The organism is Bacteroides sp., from assembly GCF_028690125.1.
GTDB lineage: Bacteria > Bacteroidota > Bacteroidia > Bacteroidales > Bacteroidaceae > Bacteroides.
The window spans coordinates 37,797-59,498 of sequence record NZ_JAQVBV010000004.1; the positions used below are offsets into that span (position 1 = coordinate 37,797).

Genomic DNA, 21,702 nt, shown 5'->3' on the forward strand with positions numbered 1-21,702 from the left:
AAAACAAAATCTATGAACATAAAAATACCAGTACTGTCATTAGGATTGATGCTGCTATCTCCGACTATTATCGTCGGACAAGAGAATGAAAACTATCTTTATCGCCCGTCGCAAAAGATACCTTTAGACGAGAATGTAAAGGTGGGCAAACTAGATAACGGAATGACTTACTACATTCGTCGCAATGCCGTACCTGCTCAGAAGGCAGAATTGCGATTAGTGTTTAATGCCGGATCTATTCTTGAAACGGACGAAGAGCAAGGACTTAGTCACTTTCTGGAACATATGTCGTTCACCGGAACCAGTTCTTTTCCGGGAACCGAACTGGTGAATAAGCTAGAAGGCATTGGCGTACATTTAGGACGTGAACTCAATGCCGCTACTTTTTTTGAAGAAACAGTATATTACCTGCCAATCCCCGTTGAACAACTTGATCTGGGGCTTCATGTCTTACAAGAATGGGCTATGAATCTGGCTCTGACTGAGAAGGCAATTGACCGTGAACGTGGAGTTATTATTGAAGAGCTACGATTGGGAAAAGGAGCCTCTATCCGCATAAGAGAACAATATCTGCCGGTTTTGTTTAAAGGTTCGGATTATCCCAAACGATTGCCGATAGGTAAAGAAGAAGTCATTGCAAACTTCCCCTATGATGTACTGCGTAATTTTTATAAAAAATGGCATCGCCCAGATCTTACTGCTATTATTGTGATAGGAGACATAGACCCTGATACTGTAGAAAAATCCATCAAAGAGAAATTTGCAGCTTATGCAATGCCTTCAAAAGTGGAGAAACGTACACGCCATTATGTACCCGACCATAAAGACCTGCGAGTAGTAGTGGCCACCGATAAAGAGACGAGTGGATGTTCTGTGGAAATTTCATATAAGCATAAACCCCGACCGATAGTTACTCAGAAGGAGTATTTAAAAAACATTTGCCATTCTTTATACTCCTCAATGGTAGATGCCCGTTTGTCTGAACAAACAGAGCAAGGTAAGGTTCCTTTCTCAGAAGCTGAAATAGGATATTCCAATTACTTTAGAGATGTAGATACCTATTCGTGTTATGCACGTTGCGCACCCGATAAAGTAACCGCAACACTAACGGCACTGGCCGATGAAAACGAACGGATCAGTCGATATGGATTTAGTGCAACAGAGCTGGATAGAGCTAAGAAAAAACTGTTGGCAAAATATTATAGATGGTATGAGGAACGTGATAAAACAGCCTCTGACCTATATGCTGATGAGTGTCAAGTGAATTATCTGTCAGGAATTCCAATGCCGGGGATTGATTTTGAATATCATTTTCTGTTGAATGCACTTCCTGCAGTAAGTGTGGATATGATGAATAAATTAGCCTCGGAATATATGACTAAGAAAAACAGGACAATAGTCATTACCGGTCCGCAAGATAGAAATCACTATCCTGCTGATGATGAACTACGAGCTATTTTAGAAGACGCTCCTCATAGGAATATTAAACCTTATGATGAAGGGGAAATAGTGAATGAATTAATGAATTTCACCCCTGAAGCAGGAACATTAGTTGCTGAAAAATATTTCTCTGATACCAATATTACCGAATGGACTTTGTCGAATGGAGTAAAGGTAGTAATTAAACCTACTGACTTTAAAAATAACCAGATTCTTTTTCGCGCTACATCTGATGGCGGATATAGTATGTTTGATGCAGCAGAAGATATGTCAGCTTTATATGCTACACGCACACAGGACGAAAGTGGTGTGAATGGAATAAATAACATTCAATTAAGACGATTAATGGCCGGCAAGGATGTTTCGATCACTCAATCATTAGTTCTCTATAACGAATCAATGTCCGGCAAGTTTGGAACTCAGGATATAAAGGACTTTTTTCAATTAGTATATTTATATCATACGGCTCCCTACTTCGATAAAGCAGCCTTTAAACGTGTAATGCAAAAAGAACGTACAGAATATGCTCATTTATTGGATAACCCGGATCAATTCTTTGGGTATGAGATAGACAAAATCATGAGTAACGGAAATAGCCGGCGTCTTCTTTGGCCTACTTCTGACAATTTAGATAGGGCGAATTTTGAGAAGGCTGTAGAAATCTATAAGAGCCGCTTTGGTAATGCGGCAGGTTTTACCTATATATTTGTAGGAAATGTTGATTTAGAATCTTTAAAACCTTTTGTACTAACTTATTTAGGCGGACTTCCTGCGAATGCCTCTACCAAATCTTCGTTTGTAGAGCAGAATTTTGTTACTCCGGTTGGACCGAAGGAATATGTGTTTCATAAAGGAAAAGATAATAAAGTAAATGTTAATCTTCGATTTGCAAAGAAAGTTCCTTGGAACAAGAATACGGAGTTCTGCTATAATTCATTTATAGATATTCTCAACAGCCGTTTATACGAAAGTATGCGAATTGAGATGAGTGGTGTTTATGGTGTTCGTGTTTCCGGTTCACTGAGCAAACTACATGATGATTATGCTAAGTTAAATCTAGCTTTTGGTACCAATATGGAAGCTTATGAAAAATTATGCGACAGAGCAATACTTGAAATAAATAAGCTGATAGCGGATGGACCTACACAGGAAGAAGTAGAGCGTGTGAAACAAAAAAAGAGAATGGCACTTGAGTCTGACTTGAAGTTAAATGCTACTTGGTTATTAGATATATTCCATGCATATCGTAACCAAGAGAAAATAGATTCAGAGTCTATACAGAGAGAACAGATAGAGGCTTTGAATCCTGATAATATTCAGCAGGCAGGGGCAGACTGTATTGATACTTCAACAGTTATGAAGTTTGTATTGTTACCTGAGGAATAATGGTAAGGAAATAATCTTTTAAAAAATTAAAGAAGTCAGGGCGGTGAATAGGCGTCCTGACTTTTGTGTTTTTATCGCCTGAACGAAAAAGTCTATCAATATTCATTAAACTAATATTTAAAGGACGATTGGTTAATAGGTAATATATATAGGGTAATTTATATTTTAGATGGTGAGTCTGAATGAAAATAATAGTTTATTTTGCGATTTTTGTTCTCATTAATAGATATAAGTGGATCTTTTAAGATGATAGGTGCTTTTTTCTATTGAATAAATATTTGCTGTATATACAGATAGAGATTATCTTTGCATCTACTTTTTAGTAGTATGCAAAACTATAATTTAGCTGATGAATATGAAACGTTATTTTGCTTTTTCTATTTTGCTTGTCTTTTTAATTAGTGTTGTTAATGCTCAGACGAAAGCAGATTCTATAGCTATTGTCACTGCTCCCTGGCAAATTGTTGAAACTCAAAAAGGAATTGTGCATAAACGTGTTGTTGTCCTTTCTCTTTATCAGGGTGTTCAATCCATTAATTTGCTAGAAATAAATCCGGAAACAGGGAAGAAAGTAGGTATAGCTGTGAATGAAAAAATGGATAAAATTAGTTTTAGTGCTGCTAACTATCAGGCAATTGCGGCAGTTAATGGTTCTTATTTCAATATGAAGGAAGGAAATTCTGTGTGTTTCCTGAAAACAGATTGCCAGTTGGCAGATACTACTACATTAAGTGAATTTAAACTTCGGGTGACGGGAGCAGTCTATATTAAGAAAGGTAAATTAAAACTAATCCCTTGGAACAGAGTGGTTGAAAAAATGTATAAAGGACAAAAAGGAATGGTTTTGGCTTCCGGACCTCTGATGTTGAAAGATGGAACATATTATAACTGGAGTATGTGCAATTCGGACTTCATTAATACAAAGCATCCCCGTAGTGCCGTTTGCATTACAAAAGAAGGAAAAATTTTATTTGTAACGGTTGATGGACGCTTCGAGGGACTTGCAGAAGGAATGAATATCCCGGAATTGGCTCATTTGCTTAAGGTTTTAGGTGCTAAAGATGCGATTAATCTGGACGGTGGAGGGTCTACCACTTTATGGTTATCAGGAGCATCGGATAATGGAATCGTGAATTATCCATGTGATAATGGAAAGTTTGACCATGAAGGAGAACGTAAAGTGGCTAATTTCCTTTATGTATATGAATAATATTTTGATTGAGATGTTATCTGTGGAATATACTCTAGTCTATAAAAAACACTCATTTTATTGTCACTTATCACTTTGTTAAGCTAAATGTTTCATAATCAGTGATGAATTGGTGATAATAGCTAGTGACAATAGAGTGATAATAGAAAATTATCTGATTTTATTGTCACTTTGTTGTTCTACTATACTCAACGTTTTTACGCTTTCCTTTTCTCAGGTTTGTGTTATCTTCATTTCTTCTTATTGAATGTTTATACCTCATTTAAAGATAAATAGAAAAATATGATGCTTATGATTTCAGTTTAAAAGCATCATATAAAATTGCATAATATCCTTTTATTTAAAGGAAATAACCCGTTTGTTTAGTTGTTTTAAAGTTTTAGTTAATATCTCTTTGTAGTGATATAGATCGTTTTATGTACATGGCCCCATCGCCCCACGTATGTAATCCTTTCGGATTATGTACATCATCCGAATGGTCTACATACGTGAAGCGAGAAGTACACCTTAGAAAAAATATTAGTTGGGCTTTGTCTATATGCTAAGGTCACTAGTATTTATTTTACTAAGTGCAATATTAGTTTTTTAAGGACGACTAATTATTGTTGTATGTGTTTTTGTAAATCGTTGGGATCTTTTGATATTGTTATAGAATTTGTTTCGAGTTGATATACAAAAAAAGTATCAAGGCTTGGTGAGTACACTCCAAAACTTGTAAGTCCCACTTGATTTTGGTATAACTTGAATGTACAAATATCTGTTGCTGATATGAACGGTTCTTGTCTCAGGTGTGAGTGGATATGTTTTCCACCAGGTTCACCTTTGTCAATTGGGATAAGTCTGGAGTGGAATTTCTTCCAGGACTGTATTTCTCCCTCTTTGTTGGTGATGAACAGGTAATCGTTTCCAATAGGAACTTCCCCTGCTTTCTGAGTTCCATTTATAGCATAAAATTTGTACCCTTCTTCAAAAGGAAGTAATATCCAATTCAAACTATATCCATCATATGTGACTAAGTCATATTTATTATCGACTAAATTTCTAAGAATCTTTGTTCTGGTTTCGAGTAGATTGTTTTCATAATTGGATAAATCTCGATATATGTGACGTACTAAGCAAGGAGTTGATGTCTCGACGAAGGATACTTCGAAATTACATTTCTTTTCTTTGTCGATCAGGATACATTTGATAGAATCTCCTTTCTCATAAGTTAAATAGGTGGCGGCATTCCCCATAATCTCTGGTTTATTCATGTACATATCCGAAAATATCCATGCGGCTTTTTCATATCGATATAGGAGGTTACCTTCCTGAAGAATAGAGTCACATTTTTGTTCTAATTCAGTTTCGGTATAGTTATAAGTTTGGGAATGAACTACCGAAAAACATGATATAAGAAGAATGGCGGTGAGTATTGTTATCTTTCTCATAACTTTGTCTATTAAGGGATTATTTAATAAACAAATATACTATATTTTTAGTATTTACATTACTTTTTAGAAAAAATAGTTGTCGTTGTAATTCTTTTTGTAATCATTTTCCGTTTTTCTTCCGTAAATCCCTTCCTTCATATCTGCAGATGGCCTCAATCCATTCTTCCGTAAGTGGCATGGATTCATGCTTTTCCAGATTGAAAGTTACCATTACAGACTTGCAGACACATTTTATTTCTTGGGTTTCTGTATCAATAACCCGTTGAATCAAATGAAAACTTTTAGTCCCGATTTCAGAAACGGCTGTTTGCACTGCTATGTGATCCGATCCGAAAATCTGTTTGACAAAGTTTGCCTCAATATGTACCACCACAATTCCCATTTTTTCCCAATCGACACCCGGACATACATAAGCGAAGTATTCAGTTTTTCCCAAATCATAGAAAGAGAAATAAACGGTGTTATTGACGTGACCGAATTTGTCTACGTCATTAAAGCGTAATTGGATAGGCAATGAGTGGTGAAATATAATTTCTTCCATAGTTTTCACTTAATCTTTTTGAATTCGGAGCAAAAGTAGTATTTTTGCATGTTATTCTCAACAGAAATTAATCAAGAAATGATAGAAGATATTAAAAAAGCCTGTCAGGTGATGAATGAAGGGGGGGTTATCCTTTATCCCACCGATACCGTATGGGGTATAGGCTGCGATGCTACTAATGAAGAGGCCGTACGCCGGGTGTATGATATAAAAAAACGTGCCGACAGCAAAGCAATGTTAGTACTGGTAGATACTTCTGTGAAAGTGGATTTTTATGTGCAGGATGTTCCGGAGGTGGCGTGGGACTTGATTGAAGTGGCGGAAAAGCCACTTACTATTATTTATTCTGGTGCACGTAACCTCGCTTCGAACCTACTTGCCGAAGACGGAAGCGTCGGTATCCGGGTGACAAATGAAGATTTCTCCAAACGTCTTTGCCGGCAGTTCCGTAAAGCAATAGTATCTACATCTGCCAATGTAAGCGGACAACCCGGAGCTGCTAATTTTAATGAAATAAGTGATGAAATAAAATCTGCTGTAGACTATATTGTGGGTTATCGTCAGGATGATATGAGCCGACCAAAACCTTCTAGTATTATTAAACTGGAAAAAGGAGGGGTGATTAAGATAATTCGTGAATAAATGGAGAAAGAAAAAATAAGTTTGTTGCAACGTTGTATCAAATGGCGGGAGAAAAATATTAAGGAAAAGCAATTTATCTTGATACTAAGTTTTCTTGTTGGTATTTTTACGGCGACGGCAGCTTTGATATTGAAATTCCTGATTCATAAAATACAAAACTTTCTTACAGATAACTTTAACGCAACAGAAGCAAATTACCTTTATTTGGTATATCCGGTAGTCGGAATTTTTTTAGCGGGTTTGTTTGTGCGGAATATAGTAAAAGATGATATTAGTCATGGAGTAACTAAAATTCTATATGCCATTTCCCGTAGGCAAGGACGTATTAAAAGACATAATATCTGGTCGTCTACCATTGCCAGTGCCATCACCATTGGATTCGGTGGATCGGTCGGAGCAGAGGCGCCAATTGTATTGACGGGTTCGGCCATCGGCTCGAATTTGGGAAGTGTCTTTAAGATGGAACATCGTACGCTGATGTTGCTTGTGGGTTGCGGTGCAGCAGGTGCAATTGCCGGCATCTTTAAAGCTCCGATTGCAGGATTGGTGTTTACGTTGGAAGTATTGATGATTGACTTGACCATGTCTTCATTGCTTCCTTTGCTGATTTCAGCAGTAACAGCGGCAACTGTATCTTATATTGTCACCGGAACAGAGGCTATGTTTAAGTTTCATCTCGATCAGGCATTTGAGTTGGAACGTATTCCTTTTGTTATTTTATTAGGTATATTCTGTGGTCTTGTTTCGCTCTATTTCACTCGTGCAATGAATTCGGTAGAAGGAGTTTTCGGGAAACTCAAGAATCCGTATAAGAAACTAGCTTTCGGCGGTGTGATGCTGAGTGTATTGATTTTCCTTTTCCCGCCTCTTTATGGTGAAGGTTATGATACAATTGAGCTTTTGCTGAATGGAACAACAGCACTTGAATGGGATACGGTTATGAACAACTCCATGTTCTATGGTTATGGTAACTTGCTGTTGGTATATCTTTTACTGATTATTTTGCTTAAAGTGTTCGCTTCCAGCGCAACAAATGGTGCAGGTGGCTGTGGAGGTATTTTTGCACCTTCGCTTTATCTGGGATGTATTGCCGGGTTTGTATTCTCTCACTTTAGCAATGAGTTTGATTTTTCGGCTTATCTGCCCGAAAAGAATTTTGCTTTAATGGGAATGGCAGGAGTGATGAGCGGTGTAATGCACGCTCCACTGACAGGGGTATTTCTGATAGCTGAATTGACCGGAGGGTATGATTTGTTTCTTCCATTGATGATTGTCTCAGTCAGTTCCTACCTTACGATTATTGTTTTTGAACCGCATAGTATTTACTCCATGCGTCTTGCCAAGAAAGGGCAATTGCTAACACATCATAAGGATAAAGCCGTATTGACTTTAATGAAGATGGAGAATGTGGTAGAAACAGATTTTGTTGTAGTTCATCCGGAAATGGATCTGGGAGAACTTGTGAAAGCAATTGCTGCTTCCCATCGAAATGTTTTTCCGGTAACAGATAAAAAAACAGGTGAGTTATTGGGATTAGTATTGTTGGACGACATCCGTAACATCATGTTTCGTCAAGAACTTTATCATCGTTTTACCGTTAGTAAATTGATGACGTCTGCTCCGGCAAAGATATTCAATACCGATGGAATGGAGCAAGTTATGCAGACCTTTGATGATACGAAAGCATGGAATCTGCCTGTAGTAGATGAAGAAGGACATTATGAAGGCTTTGTTTCTAAATCGAAGATATTTAATTCATATCGTCAGGTATTGGTGCATTTTTCAGAAGACTAGAAGAAAATGAAGAAAGAAGATTTAAGAATTGTATATATGGGTACTCCCGATTTTGCAGTGGAGGCCTTGCGCCAGTTGGTAGAAGGTGGCTATAATGTAGTAGGTGTGATAACTATGCCTGATAAACCCTCAGGGCGTGGACATAAAATACAGTATTCGCCAGTGAAGCAATATGCATTGGAACATAATCTGCCTTTGTTGCAACCGGAGAGACTGAAGGATGAAGCTTTTGTACAGGCTCTTCGCGATTGGAAAGCTGATTTGCAGATCGTGGTGGCATTTCGTATGTTGCCAGAGGTGGTGTGGAATATGCCCCGGTTAGGTACGTTTAATCTTCATGCTTCTCTGCTTCCTCAATATCGGGGGGCAGCACCTATCAATTGGGCGGTAATCAATGGAGATATAGAGACAGGAATTACTACTTTTTTCCTGAAGCATGAAATAGACACCGGAGAAGTAATTCAGCAAGTACGAGTGCCAATTGCAGATACAGATAATGTGGAAGTGGTACATGACAAATTGATGATGTTGGGCGGAAGGCTGGTCGTTGAAACGGTAGATGCCATTTTAAATGGTATAGTGAAACCAATTCCTCAGGAAGAAATGGCTGTGATAGGTGAGCTTCGTCCGGCTCCGAAAATCTTTAAAGAGACTTGCCGGATCGATTGGAATCAACCGGTGAAGAAAGTTTATGATTTTATCCGTGGACTCTCTCCTTATCCTGCTTCATGGACTGAATTGGTAGATTCTAAAGGGGAAGTAATAATAGTGAAAGTTTTTGAGAGTGAGAAAGTGTATGAAACGCATGAACTGATTCCAGGAACCATTGCTACAGATGGAAAAAAATATATCAGAGTAGCTGTACCTGATGGATTTATTTCCATTCTTTCTTTACAGCTTCCGGGTAAGAAACATCTTAAAACAGATGAGCTTCTTCGTGGATTCAACCTTACAGAAGAATTTCGAATGAATTAATCTTTTACTAACCTAAAATAGATAAATGATGAAACCTATTATTGCTCCTTCCATTCTTTCCGCTGATTTTGGATATTTGGCAAGAGATATTGAAATGATAAACCGCAGTGAAGCGGAGTGGGTGCATATTGATATTATGGATGGAGTGTTTGTTCCTAATATTTCGTTTGGCTTTCCGGTATTGAAATATGTGGCTGAATTAACGAATAAGCCTTTAGATGTGCATTTGATGATTGTTAGTCCGGAAAAATTCATACCGGAAGTAAAAGCATTGGGTGCTCATACGATGAATGTTCATTATGAAGCTTGCCCTCATTTACACAGGGTAATTCAGCAGATTAGGGAAGCAGGAATGCAGCCGGCTGTAACCATCAATCCGGCAACTCCTGTAGCTCTGTTGCAGGATATTATCCGGGATGTTTATATGGTTTTAATCATGAGTGTGAATCCCGGATTTGGCGGACAAAAATTTATAGAGCACTCTGTAGAGAAGGTTCGTGAACTTAAAGCTTTGATTAGACGCACAGGTTCGAAAGCATTGATTGAAGTCGATGGAGGAGTGAACTTGGAGACAGGAGCACGTTTGGTGGAAGCAGGAGCAGATGCGTTAGTAGCTGGCAATGCAGTGTTTGGAGCATCCGATCCGGTACAGATGATTCAGAAGTTGCATGAATTATAACTTATTCATTGAATAATTACTATTTACATCAGTATCCTTATATACGCCTGATTATCCCATGGATAGCAGGCGTTTTTTGTGGAGATAGGTTTTTCGACAATACATCGGTACTTCTTTGGAGCATCCTTCTCTTTTGTTTTTTAGCAGGTTTGTCTGTGACTTTTTATTTTTTGCAACGTCATTCCCTACGCTGGTGTTTTGGAATTTCGGTTTCTGCTCTTTGTTTTATGGGAGGCTGGATTGGAATAACAGGACAATTGCAACAGTCTGTTTATGAGTACCCTGATCAAGAAACCATTTATCGGGTACGATTAATAGACGTGCCTGAGTTAAAAGAACGATCCTATCTCTGTCAGGTCTTTTTGGAAGAATGTCGTGATTCGGTCACTATATCTCCGGTCAAGCGGAAGGCTATTCTTTATATGGAACAAGATTCATCAGTGACGCTTTTACAAGTTGGAGATCAATTGTTAGTTTCCTCACGCATCTCTGCTGCGGTAAACGGGAAAAATTTTGGTGAATTTGATTATCCCCGTTATTTAATGTATAAAGGGATTAGTGGTACCGGATATGTTGCTTCCGGGAAGTGGAAAGAATTGTCTGTTACTACTGTACCTTCGATTCGTTTTATGGCTGATTCTTATCGGGATAGGTTACTAACACTGTATCGGAAACTAGGCTTTAAAGGAGATGAATTGGCTGTACTCTCAGCATTGACAGTCGGAGATAAGACTGAATTAAGTGAATCTATTCGTGAAAGTTATTCAGTCTCCGGTGCAAGTCATGTTTTGGCATTATCAGGTTTGCATATAGGACTTTTATATGTTTTATTCTCCTACTTTTTAAGATTGCTGGAAGTGAAGGGAGGCTTTACAGGTAGATATTTACGTTCTGCTCTTCTCCTTATATTATTATGGTCCTTTGCTTTTTTCACAGGATTGTCACCATCTGTCGTTCGTTCCGCCAGTATGTTTTCAATGTTGGCAGTGGCGGAGGTATTCAGCCGTAAGACCATATCCTTAAATACCCTAGCAGCAGTAGCATGGCTTATGTTATTATTTAAGCCGGTTTGGCTGTTTGATGTAGGTTTTCAACTTTCGTTTCTTGCTGTAGCATCCATTTTGCTACTTCAGAAACCTTTATATCAATTGTTACCTGTAAAAAGTTGGCTTGGAAAACATATTTGGGGGCTAATGACGGTTTCTGTAGCGGCACAGTTAGGAACGGCTCCCCTTATAATGTTCTATTTTTCTCGTTTTTCTACTCATTTTCTATTGACTAATCTGGTTGTGATTCCTTTGGTGACTATCATAATGTATATGGCTGTTTTTATGCTTTTTCTGACCCCGTTTTTCTGGCTCCGGTCTTTAGTAGCTATGGGGTGCAGGTTACTTCTGGAGACGCTAAATACATTTGTTCGCTGGGTGGAACAATTGCCTTTTTCATCTATTGATGGTATATGGCTTTATCAATGGGAAGTTGCAGGTTTTTATATATTCCTTATATTGTTATTATACTATATTGCGCAGCGCCGATTAAAAGTTTTATGGATTTGCTTATCCTTTTTATTCCTGTTAGGAGCGGGGCATTCTATCATGAATTGGGTGAATTATCCACAACGTAGCCTTGTCTTTTATAATGTTCGAGGCTGTCCGGCAGTACATTGTATCGAGAAAGACGGGCATTCCTGGCTTACCTATGCTGATCGGCAAGCTGATAAAAAAAGCTTGCAGCGTGTTGCAGCTAATTATTGGAAACAAATTCAACTTTTACCTCCTGTGGAGGTTAAAACAGATTTTCAAAGTAGCAGTTTTTCTTGTCATCAGCAAATCTTATCCTATCATGGATGCAGGATCGGTATGATAACAGACAACCGTTGGCGAAACAAATTTGTTGTTTCGCCGTTATTTATTCATTATCTTTATTTGTGTAAAGGCTACGGAGGACATATGGATGAACTTACCCGCGTATTTTCTCCGTCATGTATCGTTTTGGATGCTTCTTTTTCTGATTCTCGAAAGCAGCTTCTCCAGAAGGAATGCCGCCAATTAGGTCTTCGTTATATCTCTTTATCTGAAGAAGGTTCTGTCCGCTTTTTGCTCTAAGTACGAAGATTTATCGTACATTTGCAACTCAAAAAAAAATATAGTATGCTAACTAAAGTAATTGAACAGACTAAGATTGACCATTTTACGAAATGGTTTGAACGGGCTGATAAAATAGTAATTGTGTCTCATGTTTCTCCCGATGGAGATGCTATTGGTTCATCATTAGGACTTTATCACTTTCTGGATTCTCAAGATAAGACCGTGAATGTAATTGTTCCCAATGCTTTCCCTGATTTTCTAAAATGGATGCCAGGCAGTAAAGACATACTTTTATATGATCGTTATAAAGATTTTGCAGATAAATTAATTGCGGAAGCAGATATAATCTGTTGTCTCGATTTTAATGCCTTAAAGCGGATTGAAGATATGGCAGATGCCGTTGCTGCATCTCCGGCGCGTAAAGTCTTGATAGATCATCATCTTTATCCTGAAGATTTTTGTAAGATTATAATATCCTATCCTAAGGTTTCTTCTACTTCCGAATTGGTGTTTCGTCTTATTTGCCGCATGGGTTATTTTAGCGATATCTCCAAGGAAGGAGCTGAATGTATCTATACTGGTATGATGACTGATACCGGTGGTTTTACCTATAACTCCAATAATCGCGAAATTTATTTTATTATCAGTGAACTCTTATCCAAAGATATTGATAAGGATGATATTTATCGCAAAGTGTACAATACTTATTCTGAAAGCCGCTTACGTTTGATGGGATATGTATTGTCAAATATGGTAGTATATTCGGATTGTAATGCTGCATTGATCTCTTTGACAAAAGATGAACAGAATAAATTTGATTATATAAAAGGTGATAGTGAAGGCTTTGTTAATATTCCTTTGTCTATTAAAAATGTATGTTTCACTTGTTTCTTGCGTGAAGATACTGAGAGACCAATGGTTAAAATATCTCTCCGTTCGGTAGGTACTTTCCCCTGTAATCAAGTTGCTGCTGAATTCTTTAATGGAGGAGGTCATTTGAATGCATCCGGAGGTGAGTTCTACGGAACAATTGATGAAGCAAAAGTTGTTTTCGAGAAAGCACTTGAAAAATATAAGTTTTTGCTTACGGCTAAAGATTAAAAATAAGAATATTTTCCTTAAAGCCGCCCTGACTCTTCACATGGAGAGTCAGGGCGGCTTTTAATATATATCGAACTTTATCGAAGCAGATGATCAAAAAAATGTATTTTGTTATTGTTATACTTTTGTCTCTCTGTTTATAATCTAGTTATTTATGATAAATCATTTTATTTTGAATAATTCAAAACTATATGTATGAATAGAATTTATTTTAAAATGTAAATAAGTAAAATTTGTTATTTTACATCTGAATATATGAAAATGTGACAAAATGGAAAAATATTTCAAATGATCAGATAAACAATGTTCTTTATTATTTTTTTAGTGTTTATTTTCAAATGTCTTTATGATTGAAGGAAAAATTGAAGTCGTTGAAAGAAAAATTGTTATAGATTGATTTAATGATATAGAAGATTGAATATAAAGAAACTGTTTATTCATTTCAATCAATCTGTCGATAAATAATAAAAAAGCCTCTTTTACAATCTAAAAAGCAGTAAAAAGATAGATTTTTTCATTTCACTTTTCTGTGTCTTTGAGATGTCTCTTGTGCAATATTCAAATAATTTTTGTATTTTTTTAGGCGTTTCTTTTAGACGATAATTAGAATGAAGGTTCATTATGAAAAAACAGTAGCAATATATTTAAAAGAAAAATAATGAAAAGTTTTCTGTTTGTTTGATTATTTATTTTATTTATATTATATTGCCGCTGTTTTATACAGTGATAAGTATCATTCATTAAATTTTTCGTATTGATTTATATGATAAAAAAAATGGTTATTGCTATTTGTCAATGTGAGTGTGAAAAATCTTTGGCCGAAGAGAATATACTTTTATTCATTAAATTATTTTTATTATGAACACAATTATGTTTAAATGTTGCTTTTTAATAAGCGTGGTTTTAGGCTTTGCGGCATGTACACAAAGTGAGTTTACGGATGTTGATGACACACAACTCCCTATCGAGCATTCGAGAGCTGTTTTTAGTAGTTCAAATGAGTTTTTTAAAACGTATAATAAACTGGCCCAAATGACTCCAGAAGAACAGGATAAATGGATAGAAAGTCAAAACTTTGTTTCAATAGTGAATTTGGAAGAAAAAGGTGATTCTGTGCTGATAGAAGGTCCAAGAGCCTTTAAAACCTTTTTTAATGAAGATTTAAAATTCCAAATTGGTGATTCTGTCATTTGGTATAATAATGGTGATTTATTGGTTGTATCTATTGATGGAAATTCTCAATTTGATAAGTCTGAAGGAACATATCCAGTTTTTGCAAAATCGGAATATAAAGCTGTAGGTGAAGATATCCCTCAAACAAGATTCGATCATGGATGTGATTTTAGGGGGAATCATATATTGCAAAATTTCGAATATGGTGGATGGGGATATCGTTATATTGCTGAATTAAGTGCACATACAATACGTGGATTCGATTCGAAAATAGCATCTTTGTATTTGTCTTTGAGAATGGATTATCGAGGGCTTCCAAATGGGAAATGGGTAGCATCAAATGCAGGTAGGAGATATACTCATGATTTGGTTGGTAAAGTTTATTTTACGAATGGTTCTCATTCAACATTAATAGGAGGGAGCTTTCAGGCAACTTCGTTAAAAAGTGATAGATGGTTTGAGGATGGTAGTTATGTTCTTGAACCATTATATGTTTCAGGTACAGTGGAGTGTTGCTTAAAAACTGTTCAGTCAGCTCCATTGTCTTATGATCGTTGGTTTATTCAAGAGATAAGAGGTGCTGTTTATCAACAATTAGAGGGAGTTCCATCAACTAAACTTTATGTTCCTACTAATAATGGAGTAATTTGGCAATAGTAAAACTACAAAAAAGTATTGGAATTTTAATTATTGAAATTTGAAGGTTAAAAGCATAAGGATAAGGTTAAAAGTTACAAACTTTTAACCTTATCTTTTCGTTTTATTCCTCGATTTGAGATACATTTGTGCCAAATATAGCTAAATAACAGATAATGAAGAAACTTGTATATTTATTTCTCTCTTTGATGGCTGCCGGGGGACTGTTTCAGGCATGTGATGACTCTAAAACATATGCAGAACAGTTGGAAGACGAAAAAAGAGAGGTAAGTCGGTTTATTAGAGATAACGGAATTCATGTTATTTCACAAGAAGAATTTGAAAGGAATGACACAGTCACAAATTTAGATCGAAATGAATATGTAGCTCTTTCTGATGGGGTGTATATGCAGATTGTAGATCGTGGTTCTGAGGAAAATAAGATTGATACATTTGTTAGTAACAACGAAATTTGTGTTCGTTATATAGAAAGAAATATAATGGGCGACTCTATTGAGTCTTTGAATGTTTTTTATCCTGGGTATGAAGATCCTCTAATTTATTCAAATCCTTTGGTCTTTCGTTATAATGTTCAAGGTTCTTATACTTACGGTGCTGTTATAGAAATGGATTATATGTGGATGTTTTTTGCCCGTAATCAGTTGAGAGATTCGACAGTGCCAGCTGGTTGGCTGTTAGCTTTACCTTTTGTTCGCAATAACGCTCATGTTCGTTTAATCGTACCTTCTAAGATGGGACATGCTGCGTTGCAAAGTTCGAATTATGTTGTTCCTTATCATTACGATATTTGGTCATTCAGTAAAGCACTGAATTAGAACACTAACATAAATAATATCTATAGTTAAAATTATGACTCTAATCAAATCTATCTCTGGAATCCGCGGTACTATCGGTGGAGGAGCAGGAGAGGGACTGAATCCGCTTGACATAGTAAAATTCACTTCGGCATATGCTACTTTGATTCGCAAGACTTGTAAAGTGAAGAGTAACAAGATTGTTGTGGGTCGTGATGCCCGTATTTCTGGTGAAATGGTGAAGAACGTAGTGGTTGGTACATTGATGGGAATGGGATGGGATGTCGTAGACATCGATCTGGCTTCAACTCCAACTACTGAATTGGCAGTTACAATGGAAGGTGCTTGTGGTGGTATCATCCTTACAGCTTCTCATAATCCCAAACAGTGGAATGCACTTAAACTACTTAATGAATATGGTGAATTCTTGAATGCGGCAGAAGGCAATGAAGTTCTTCGTATTGCTGAAGCGGAAGAGTTTGACTATGCAGACGTAGATCATTTGGGATCTTACCGGAAAGATTTGACTTATAATCAAAAGCATATTGATAGTGTTTTGGCTCTTGATTTGGTAGATGTAGAGGCTATTAAAAAAGCAAACTTCCGTGTAGCAATCGATTGTGTAAATTCCGTAGGAGGTATTATTCTTCCAGAACTCCTCGAACGTTTAGGAGTGAAGCATATAGAAAAACTTTATTGTGAGCCAACTGGAAATTTTCAGCATAATCCGGAACCACTTGAAAAGAATTTAGGCGACATCATGAACCTTATGAAAGGTGGTAAAGCTGATGTAGCTTTTGTAGTAGATCCTGATGTGGATCGTTTGGCTATGATTTGTGAAAATGGTGTAATGTATGGTGAAGAATATACATTAGTTACTGTAGCCGATTATATTTTGAAACATACTCCCGGTAATACTGTTTCTAACTTGAGTTCTACACGTGCTTTGCGTGATGTAACTCGTAAATATGGTATGGAGTATAGTGCTGCTGCTGTAGGTGAAGTCAATGTAGTGACGAAGATGAAAGAAACCCATGCTATTATTGGTGGAGAAGGTAATGGTGGAGTCATTTATCCGGCAAGTCATTACGGACGTGATGCTTTGGTAGGTATTGCTCTGTTCCTTAGTCATCTTGCACATGAAGGTAAAAAGGTAAGTGAACTTCGTGCTACTTATCCTCCTTATTTCATTGCTAAAAATCGTGTAGACCTTACACCTGAAATTGATGTAGATGCTATTCTTGCTAAAGTGAAAGAAATCTATAAGAATGAAGAAATCAATGATATTGATGGTGTAAAGATTGATTTTGCTGATAAATGGGTACATTTGCGTAAAAGTAATACAGAACCTATAATCCGCGTATATAGCGAGGCTTCTACTATGGAAGCTGCAGACGAGATTGGTCAGCAGATCATGAATGTGATTAATGAGTTGGCGAAATAAAAGCCAATTCTAATAAAATAAATAAAAGATAATGCCGCTATCCATCATTGGATAGCGGCATTATCTTTTTTGTTTTGAGGGATGTTTTATTTCGATAAATAGAACCAAAAAGGAAATATGGTTTAAAACTGTCTTAGCTAATAGTTTTAAATTACTATATTTGCCTTTGATATTTAAAAATAGTCCCTCTATTTGTGAGCTAATTTCAATAGTTTGTGATGAAAACACGCTTAATACTGAACATATTTACACTTTTATTCTCTTTAGGATGCTTAGCTGGTAATGAGAAAGATTCTTATTTTTTCTCAAAAGTGGATTATCAGCAAGGATTATCTAATAGTGCAGTACTTTGCCTTTTTCAGGATAAAGCAGGATTAATGTGGTTTGGTACTTATGATGGTGTGAATTGTTATGACAGCAAAGGGATGGAAATCTTTCGTTCTGACTTTTCTGCTGATCAAACGTTAAGTAATAATGTAATCCATTCCATTCAACAGGCGGACAGCAGTTGCTTGTGGATAACTACGCATCTTGGAGTAAACCGTTTTTCACAGAATGCGCGACAGATAGTCGGTTCTTATGATTTCTCTGGAGATTATTATCTGTATTCCAATGCTAAAGGGAATACTTGGGTAGTAAGTCATGATGGAATCTATTATTATAATACTTATCATAGAAAGTTTGTCCATCTTAAAGAACCATCTACTGAAATGGAAGTCGTGGCACGTCGTTCGTTTGTTGCAGATGATGGAGTATTATGGTTTTTCCCATCCAACACAGGTAGTCTACAACAATTTTCGTTAGATAGTTTTGAGCAAGATACCCTTATTAATAAAGTGACTACTACACTTACCGATTTTCATGCAAAACCTATTGATGATGTATTTTATCAGAATGGTATTTTTGTTTTTATTGATAGAGATCGGGACTTATTTGTATATGATATTTCGCGTAAATCTAAAATCTATATTCGGAATATTTCTTCGTTGATGGAGAAGTATGGAGATATCATGGGGATCGTTCCTTTTTATGAGGACATTATTATTGGTTTTAGAACGAATGGACTGGTACGGTTAAGTGCTTCTGAAAAGTATGAAGCGGAAATTGTAGATCGTAATATACGTATATACGATATTTATCGGGATGCTCGTCAGGGGATTCTTTGGATTGCGTCGGACGGACAAGGGGCTATTATGTATTCAAAGAAATATTCTATCGCAACAAACTTAATGCTCAGTCATTTATCGTCTAATCTGAGTCGGCAGGTACGTTCTGTAATGACGGATAAATATGGAGGATTATGGTTTGGAACAAAAGGAGATGGTTTGTTACATATTCCCCATTATAGCGATGGAATGAATCCTGTAAAAACAGTAGTCTATTCTCCAACGGGAAAACAAAATATATCGTCCTATATTAAATGGGATAAAGAGTTTCATGTTTATAAGTTGAAACAGAGTAGATATATGGATGGCTTTTGGATTGGATCGGGAAATCCGGGATTATTTTATTATTCATTTAAAGACGGTGTATTGCATCAGGTAGAAGATGATTCGGAAGACCCGGCTATTGAAATACATGATATTTTTGAAGAGAATGATAGTATACTTTATGTGGTGACAGCCGGAGTTGGTTTTCGTAAGATTATATTAGATAAAAGTGGAGGAACTATAAAAGTTAAGAGTCAGAAGCGTTATCATTTTTTCAGTGAACAGCGGGAAGTAGCTATGTTTTATCCTATGTTGGCTGAGGGGGATTCAATTTTATGGTTAGGAAGTCGTGAAAAAGGATTGGTGAAGTTTGATAAAAAGACAGAAGAATATCAGTTGATTTCTTTGAAAGATATGCTTCATAAGTCGGTAGACGATATATTAAGTTTGCACCGTGCTAATGACGGGTGTATATATGTTGGAACTACTTCCGGATTGGTTTGCGTATCTTTTCAGGGAAAGAAAATTAAAGTTGGTTATGTTGGACGTGAACAAGGATTGCTAAATGATATGATTCATGGTGTTCTGGAAGATGAAAATGGATTTTTATGGCTTGGAACTAATCGGGGATTAATTAAATATAATCCCAAAAACGGTTCGTCTCATGCCTATTATTATAGTGCAGGCGTACAGATTGGAGAATTCAGTGATGATGCTTATTATCGCTGCCCTTATACCGGACATCTCTTTTTCGGAGGAATTGACGGATTATTATTTTTGGATAAAGAGGTAGAAGTGGCTCCTGAATATCATCCGGATATTTTGTTGCGTAAGTTGAGTATTGGACGTTCGCAGGTAAATTTAAAAGATTATTATATAGATGGTGATAAAGCTTTGCAGTTTAAAGGAGCCGGAGTCTCTTTTACTCTTTCTTTTGTAGTACCTGACTTCCTTTTGGGAAATGATGTTGAGTATTCGTACATATTAGAGGGATATGATAAGGATTGGACTTCATTCAGTAGTATCAATGAGGCGTCTTACACAGATGTGCCGGATGGTAACTATATATTTAAGGTACGATATAAAAAAGACGTATTTGATACAGAATATCGTTGCTTCTCCCTTCCTGTTTATGTACTTTCTCCTTGGTATCGCTCGAAGGCAGCTTATGTTGTTTATGGTTTATTATTGATTTTAGCTTTTGGATACCTAGTTTATTTGCTCCGTAAGTATTTTGCGCAAGAACGTATGATGAAGCGTTTGCTTGGGACAGAAAGTTGCCACGAGAGTTCCGGTATTGATTATTATAATCGAGATGTGCTCGATCGTTTTACTTTTATATATCATTTTTGTGATCAATTACGTGCAGAGAATATTTCCTATGAGCAACGTCTTGATACAGTAGAATTGATACGTGAAACGGTGATGACGGCTTTGCTTAGTCCCGCTAATTTAAATATGAAGGAACTCAAGCAATTTTTCCCGGATCGGTTTATTGTTGCAGCTCGTATGTGTATACGGGAGGTTTCATTGGCTGTGTTACGTAGATTAAAAGAGCAAGGGATTGATAGTTCCGCTATTAAATCTACTATACCGGAAGAATTTACTTTTCCTGTTTATAAAAATGCACTCCATAGTATTCTTTATTATTGTTATTATTGGATAGCTGAGACAAGAGAAACACGAGGTGTTACAGTAGGAGTACACGAAGAAAAAGGAAAAATGCTGTTGCATTTTTCATCTGTGGATAATACAGCAAAAATGCTATTTGAACATCTTTCAGGTGAGGCTTCTCCTGACAATGCAACAAGTTCGGACCATGCGTTTAGTGTCCAGCTACTGTTATGTTTTGTCCAATCTGCATTGAAAAGGATTCATGCAACGCTTCATTATACAGATAAGGACTTCGAGAAACAATTGTCAATAGCTTTAGAGCCGGCAATTTTGACGGAAATGGGAGGAAAGGAGAAGAAAACCGTTCTTTTGTTGGAAGATAGAGATGAAATGACTTGGTTGATTAGTAACTTTCTGGCTGATGAATATGTCGTGATGCAAGTGAAAAGTGTGCAGCTTGCATTTGAAGAATTACATCGTTCGGCTCCATCTCTATTCTTAGTTGATATGACAATGTATGCCAATGCAGAAAGTACCTTTATGGAGTATGTGAGTAAAAACCGTTCATTACTTTCGAAAACTGCATTTATCCCAATGCTGACTTGGAAAGTTAGTTCGTCTATTCAGCGTGAATTAATTCTATGGTCCGATTCTTACATTGTACTTCCTTATGATATCTTGTTTTTGCGAGAGGTTGTTCATAATGCAATTTATGGTAAGCGTCAGGTGAAGCAGATTTATATGGAGGATCTGGGCGATCTTTCCGGACAAATTGTATGTAACACGCCCGAACAGGCTCATTTTATACGTAAAATGTTGCAAGTGATCGAACAGAATCTGAATCAGGAGGAACTCGGATCAACTTTGATAGCCGACCGCATGGCGATGAGTCCTCGCCAATTTTACCGGAAGTTTAAAGAAATCTCGGATATAGCTCCCGGCGATTTGATAAAAAGCTATCGAATGGAAAAAGCAGCCCGTCTGTTACTGAATGATGATTTGTCAATCCAAGATGTGATTACGGATGTAGGCATAGCAAGCCGTTCGTATTTTTATAAGGAATTTACTCGTCGCTTCGGGATGACTCCAAAAGATTATCGGGAACAACATAAAAAGTAAGATCGGTTATAAAAGAAATATAGCTGAACGTGGACATAAGTTATCCGTTAATTACTTGCAAAGTATGGATTCTCTTTAAAATATCAAAAGCTATTTGTGCTTAAGATTGTACTCTAATTGTACAAAATGGATTATTGCTATTTGAATATCAATAGTTTATGTTGTACTCTAATTGACTCCTTT

Annotated in this window: 14 protein-coding genes; 12 read left to right on the plus strand and 2 right to left on the minus strand. The window is 36.6% G+C overall.

The genetic code is table 11. The annotated features are described in order from the left end of the window. The first annotated feature begins 12 nt into the window (after positions 1-12). Together PHO71_RS03965 and PHO71_RS03970 are read left to right on the plus strand one after the other, a co-directional pair. Positions 13-2,826 (plus strand): pitrilysin family protein, encoded by a 2,814-nt coding sequence (locus tag PHO71_RS03965; RefSeq protein WP_300199242.1) that lies wholly within the window; start codon positions 13-15, stop codon positions 2,824-2,826. Between the two features lie 355 nt (positions 2,827-3,181). Beyond that, positions 3,182-4,036 (plus strand): phosphodiester glycosidase family protein, encoded by an 855-nt coding sequence (locus PHO71_RS03970; RefSeq protein ID WP_300199246.1) that lies wholly within the window; start codon positions 3,182-3,184, stop codon positions 4,034-4,036. Positions 4,037-4,635: 599 nt separating this feature from the next. On the opposite strand, the gene PHO71_RS03975 is transcribed toward PHO71_RS03970, so the two are convergent. After that, positions 4,636-5,466 carry a hypothetical protein gene (locus tag PHO71_RS03975; protein ID WP_300199249.1) on the minus strand — a complete coding sequence of 277 codons (831 nt, stop codon included), beginning with the start codon at positions 5,464-5,466 and terminating at the stop codon, positions 4,636-4,638. A 103-nt stretch (positions 5,467-5,569) separates the two neighbouring features. Further along, positions 5,570-6,010, minus strand: a complete 441-nt coding sequence (locus PHO71_RS03980) for a thioesterase family protein (protein ID WP_300199251.1) — start codon at positions 6,008-6,010, stop codon at positions 5,570-5,572. Positions 6,011-6,088: 78 nt separating this feature from the next. Here PHO71_RS03980 and PHO71_RS03985 point away from each other — a divergent pair, with 78 nt between their 5' ends. The 10 genes from PHO71_RS03985 (at position 6,089) to PHO71_RS04030 (ending at position 21,519) form a co-directional block, all read left to right on the plus strand. Continuing rightward, on the plus strand, positions 6,089-6,652 hold the full coding sequence (locus PHO71_RS03985; protein WP_300199254.1) for an L-threonylcarbamoyladenylate synthase: 564 nt from the start codon (positions 6,089-6,091) through the stop codon (positions 6,650-6,652). Further along, complete coding sequence (locus PHO71_RS03990) at positions 6,653-8,446, plus strand: chloride channel protein (RefSeq protein WP_300199258.1); 1,794 nt, start codon at positions 6,653-6,655, stop codon at positions 8,444-8,446. Positions 8,447-8,452: 6 nt separating this feature from the next. Beyond that, positions 8,453-9,421 carry a methionyl-tRNA formyltransferase gene (fmt, locus tag PHO71_RS03995; RefSeq protein WP_300199261.1) on the plus strand — a complete coding sequence of 323 codons (969 nt, stop codon included), beginning with the start codon at positions 8,453-8,455 and terminating at the stop codon, positions 9,419-9,421. Between the two features lie 28 nt (positions 9,422-9,449). Continuing rightward, a complete protein-coding gene (rpe, locus tag PHO71_RS04000) occupies positions 9,450-10,100 on the plus strand; it encodes a ribulose-phosphate 3-epimerase (protein ID WP_300199579.1) in 651 nt (216 codons plus the stop codon). A gap of 8 nt (positions 10,101-10,108) precedes the next feature. After that, positions 10,109-12,205 carry a ComEC/Rec2 family competence protein gene (locus tag PHO71_RS04005; protein WP_300199264.1) on the plus strand — a complete coding sequence of 699 codons (2,097 nt, stop codon included), beginning with the start codon at positions 10,109-10,111 and terminating at the stop codon, positions 12,203-12,205. 45 nt (positions 12,206-12,250) lie between these two features. Then, positions 12,251-13,288 (plus strand): bifunctional oligoribonuclease/PAP phosphatase NrnA, encoded by a 1,038-nt coding sequence (locus tag PHO71_RS04010; RefSeq protein WP_300199267.1) that lies wholly within the window; start codon positions 12,251-12,253, stop codon positions 13,286-13,288. Positions 13,289-14,146: 858 nt separating this feature from the next. Continuing rightward, on the plus strand, positions 14,147-15,118 hold the full coding sequence (locus tag PHO71_RS04015; RefSeq protein WP_300199269.1) for a hypothetical protein: 972 nt from the start codon (positions 14,147-14,149) through the stop codon (positions 15,116-15,118). Between the two features lie 155 nt (positions 15,119-15,273). After that, the gene (locus PHO71_RS04020) at positions 15,274-15,933 is read left to right on the plus strand and encodes a DUF4827 domain-containing protein (RefSeq protein WP_300199272.1); all 660 of its coding nucleotides are present in this window, start codon (positions 15,274-15,276) and stop codon (positions 15,931-15,933) included. 34 nt (positions 15,934-15,967) lie between these two features. Then, entirely contained in the window at positions 15,968-17,356 is a 1,389-nt protein-coding gene (gene glmM / locus PHO71_RS04025; RefSeq protein ID WP_300199275.1) for a phosphoglucosamine mutase, read from the plus strand. A 218-nt stretch (positions 17,357-17,574) separates the two neighbouring features. Then, entirely contained in the window at positions 17,575-21,519 is a 3,945-nt protein-coding gene (locus PHO71_RS04030; RefSeq protein WP_300199278.1) for a helix-turn-helix domain-containing protein, read from the plus strand. The last annotated feature ends 183 nt before the right edge of the window (positions 21,520-21,702 follow it).

Coding starts and splice junctions, on each gene's coding strand:
- PHO71_RS03965 (WP_300199242.1), top strand. CDS start 13: ATGAACATAAAAATACCAGTACTGTCATTAGGATTGATGCTGCTATCT.
- PHO71_RS03970 (WP_300199246.1), top strand. CDS start 3,182: ATGAAACGTTATTTTGCTTTTTCTATTTTGCTTGTCTTTTTAATTAGT.
- PHO71_RS03975 (WP_300199249.1), bottom strand. CDS start 5,466: ATGAGAAAGATAACAATACTCACCGCCATTCTTCTTATATCATGTTTT.
- PHO71_RS03980 (WP_300199251.1), bottom strand. CDS start 6,010: ATGGAAGAAATTATATTTCACCACTCATTGCCTATCCAATTACGCTTT.
- PHO71_RS03985 (WP_300199254.1), top strand. CDS start 6,089: ATGATAGAAGATATTAAAAAAGCCTGTCAGGTGATGAATGAAGGGGGG.
- PHO71_RS03990 (WP_300199258.1), top strand. CDS start 6,653: ATGGAGAAAGAAAAAATAAGTTTGTTGCAACGTTGTATCAAATGGCGG.
- fmt (WP_300199261.1), top strand. CDS start 8,453: ATGAAGAAAGAAGATTTAAGAATTGTATATATGGGTACTCCCGATTTT.
- rpe (WP_300199579.1), top strand. CDS start 9,450: ATGAAACCTATTATTGCTCCTTCCATTCTTTCCGCTGATTTTGGATAT.
- PHO71_RS04010 (WP_300199267.1), top strand. CDS start 12,251: ATGCTAACTAAAGTAATTGAACAGACTAAGATTGACCATTTTACGAAA.
- PHO71_RS04015 (WP_300199269.1), top strand. CDS start 14,147: ATGAACACAATTATGTTTAAATGTTGCTTTTTAATAAGCGTGGTTTTA.
- PHO71_RS04020 (WP_300199272.1), top strand. CDS start 15,274: ATGAAGAAACTTGTATATTTATTTCTCTCTTTGATGGCTGCCGGGGGA.
- glmM (WP_300199275.1), top strand. CDS start 15,968: ATGACTCTAATCAAATCTATCTCTGGAATCCGCGGTACTATCGGTGGA.
- PHO71_RS04030 (WP_300199278.1), top strand. CDS start 17,575: ATGAAAACACGCTTAATACTGAACATATTTACACTTTTATTCTCTTTA.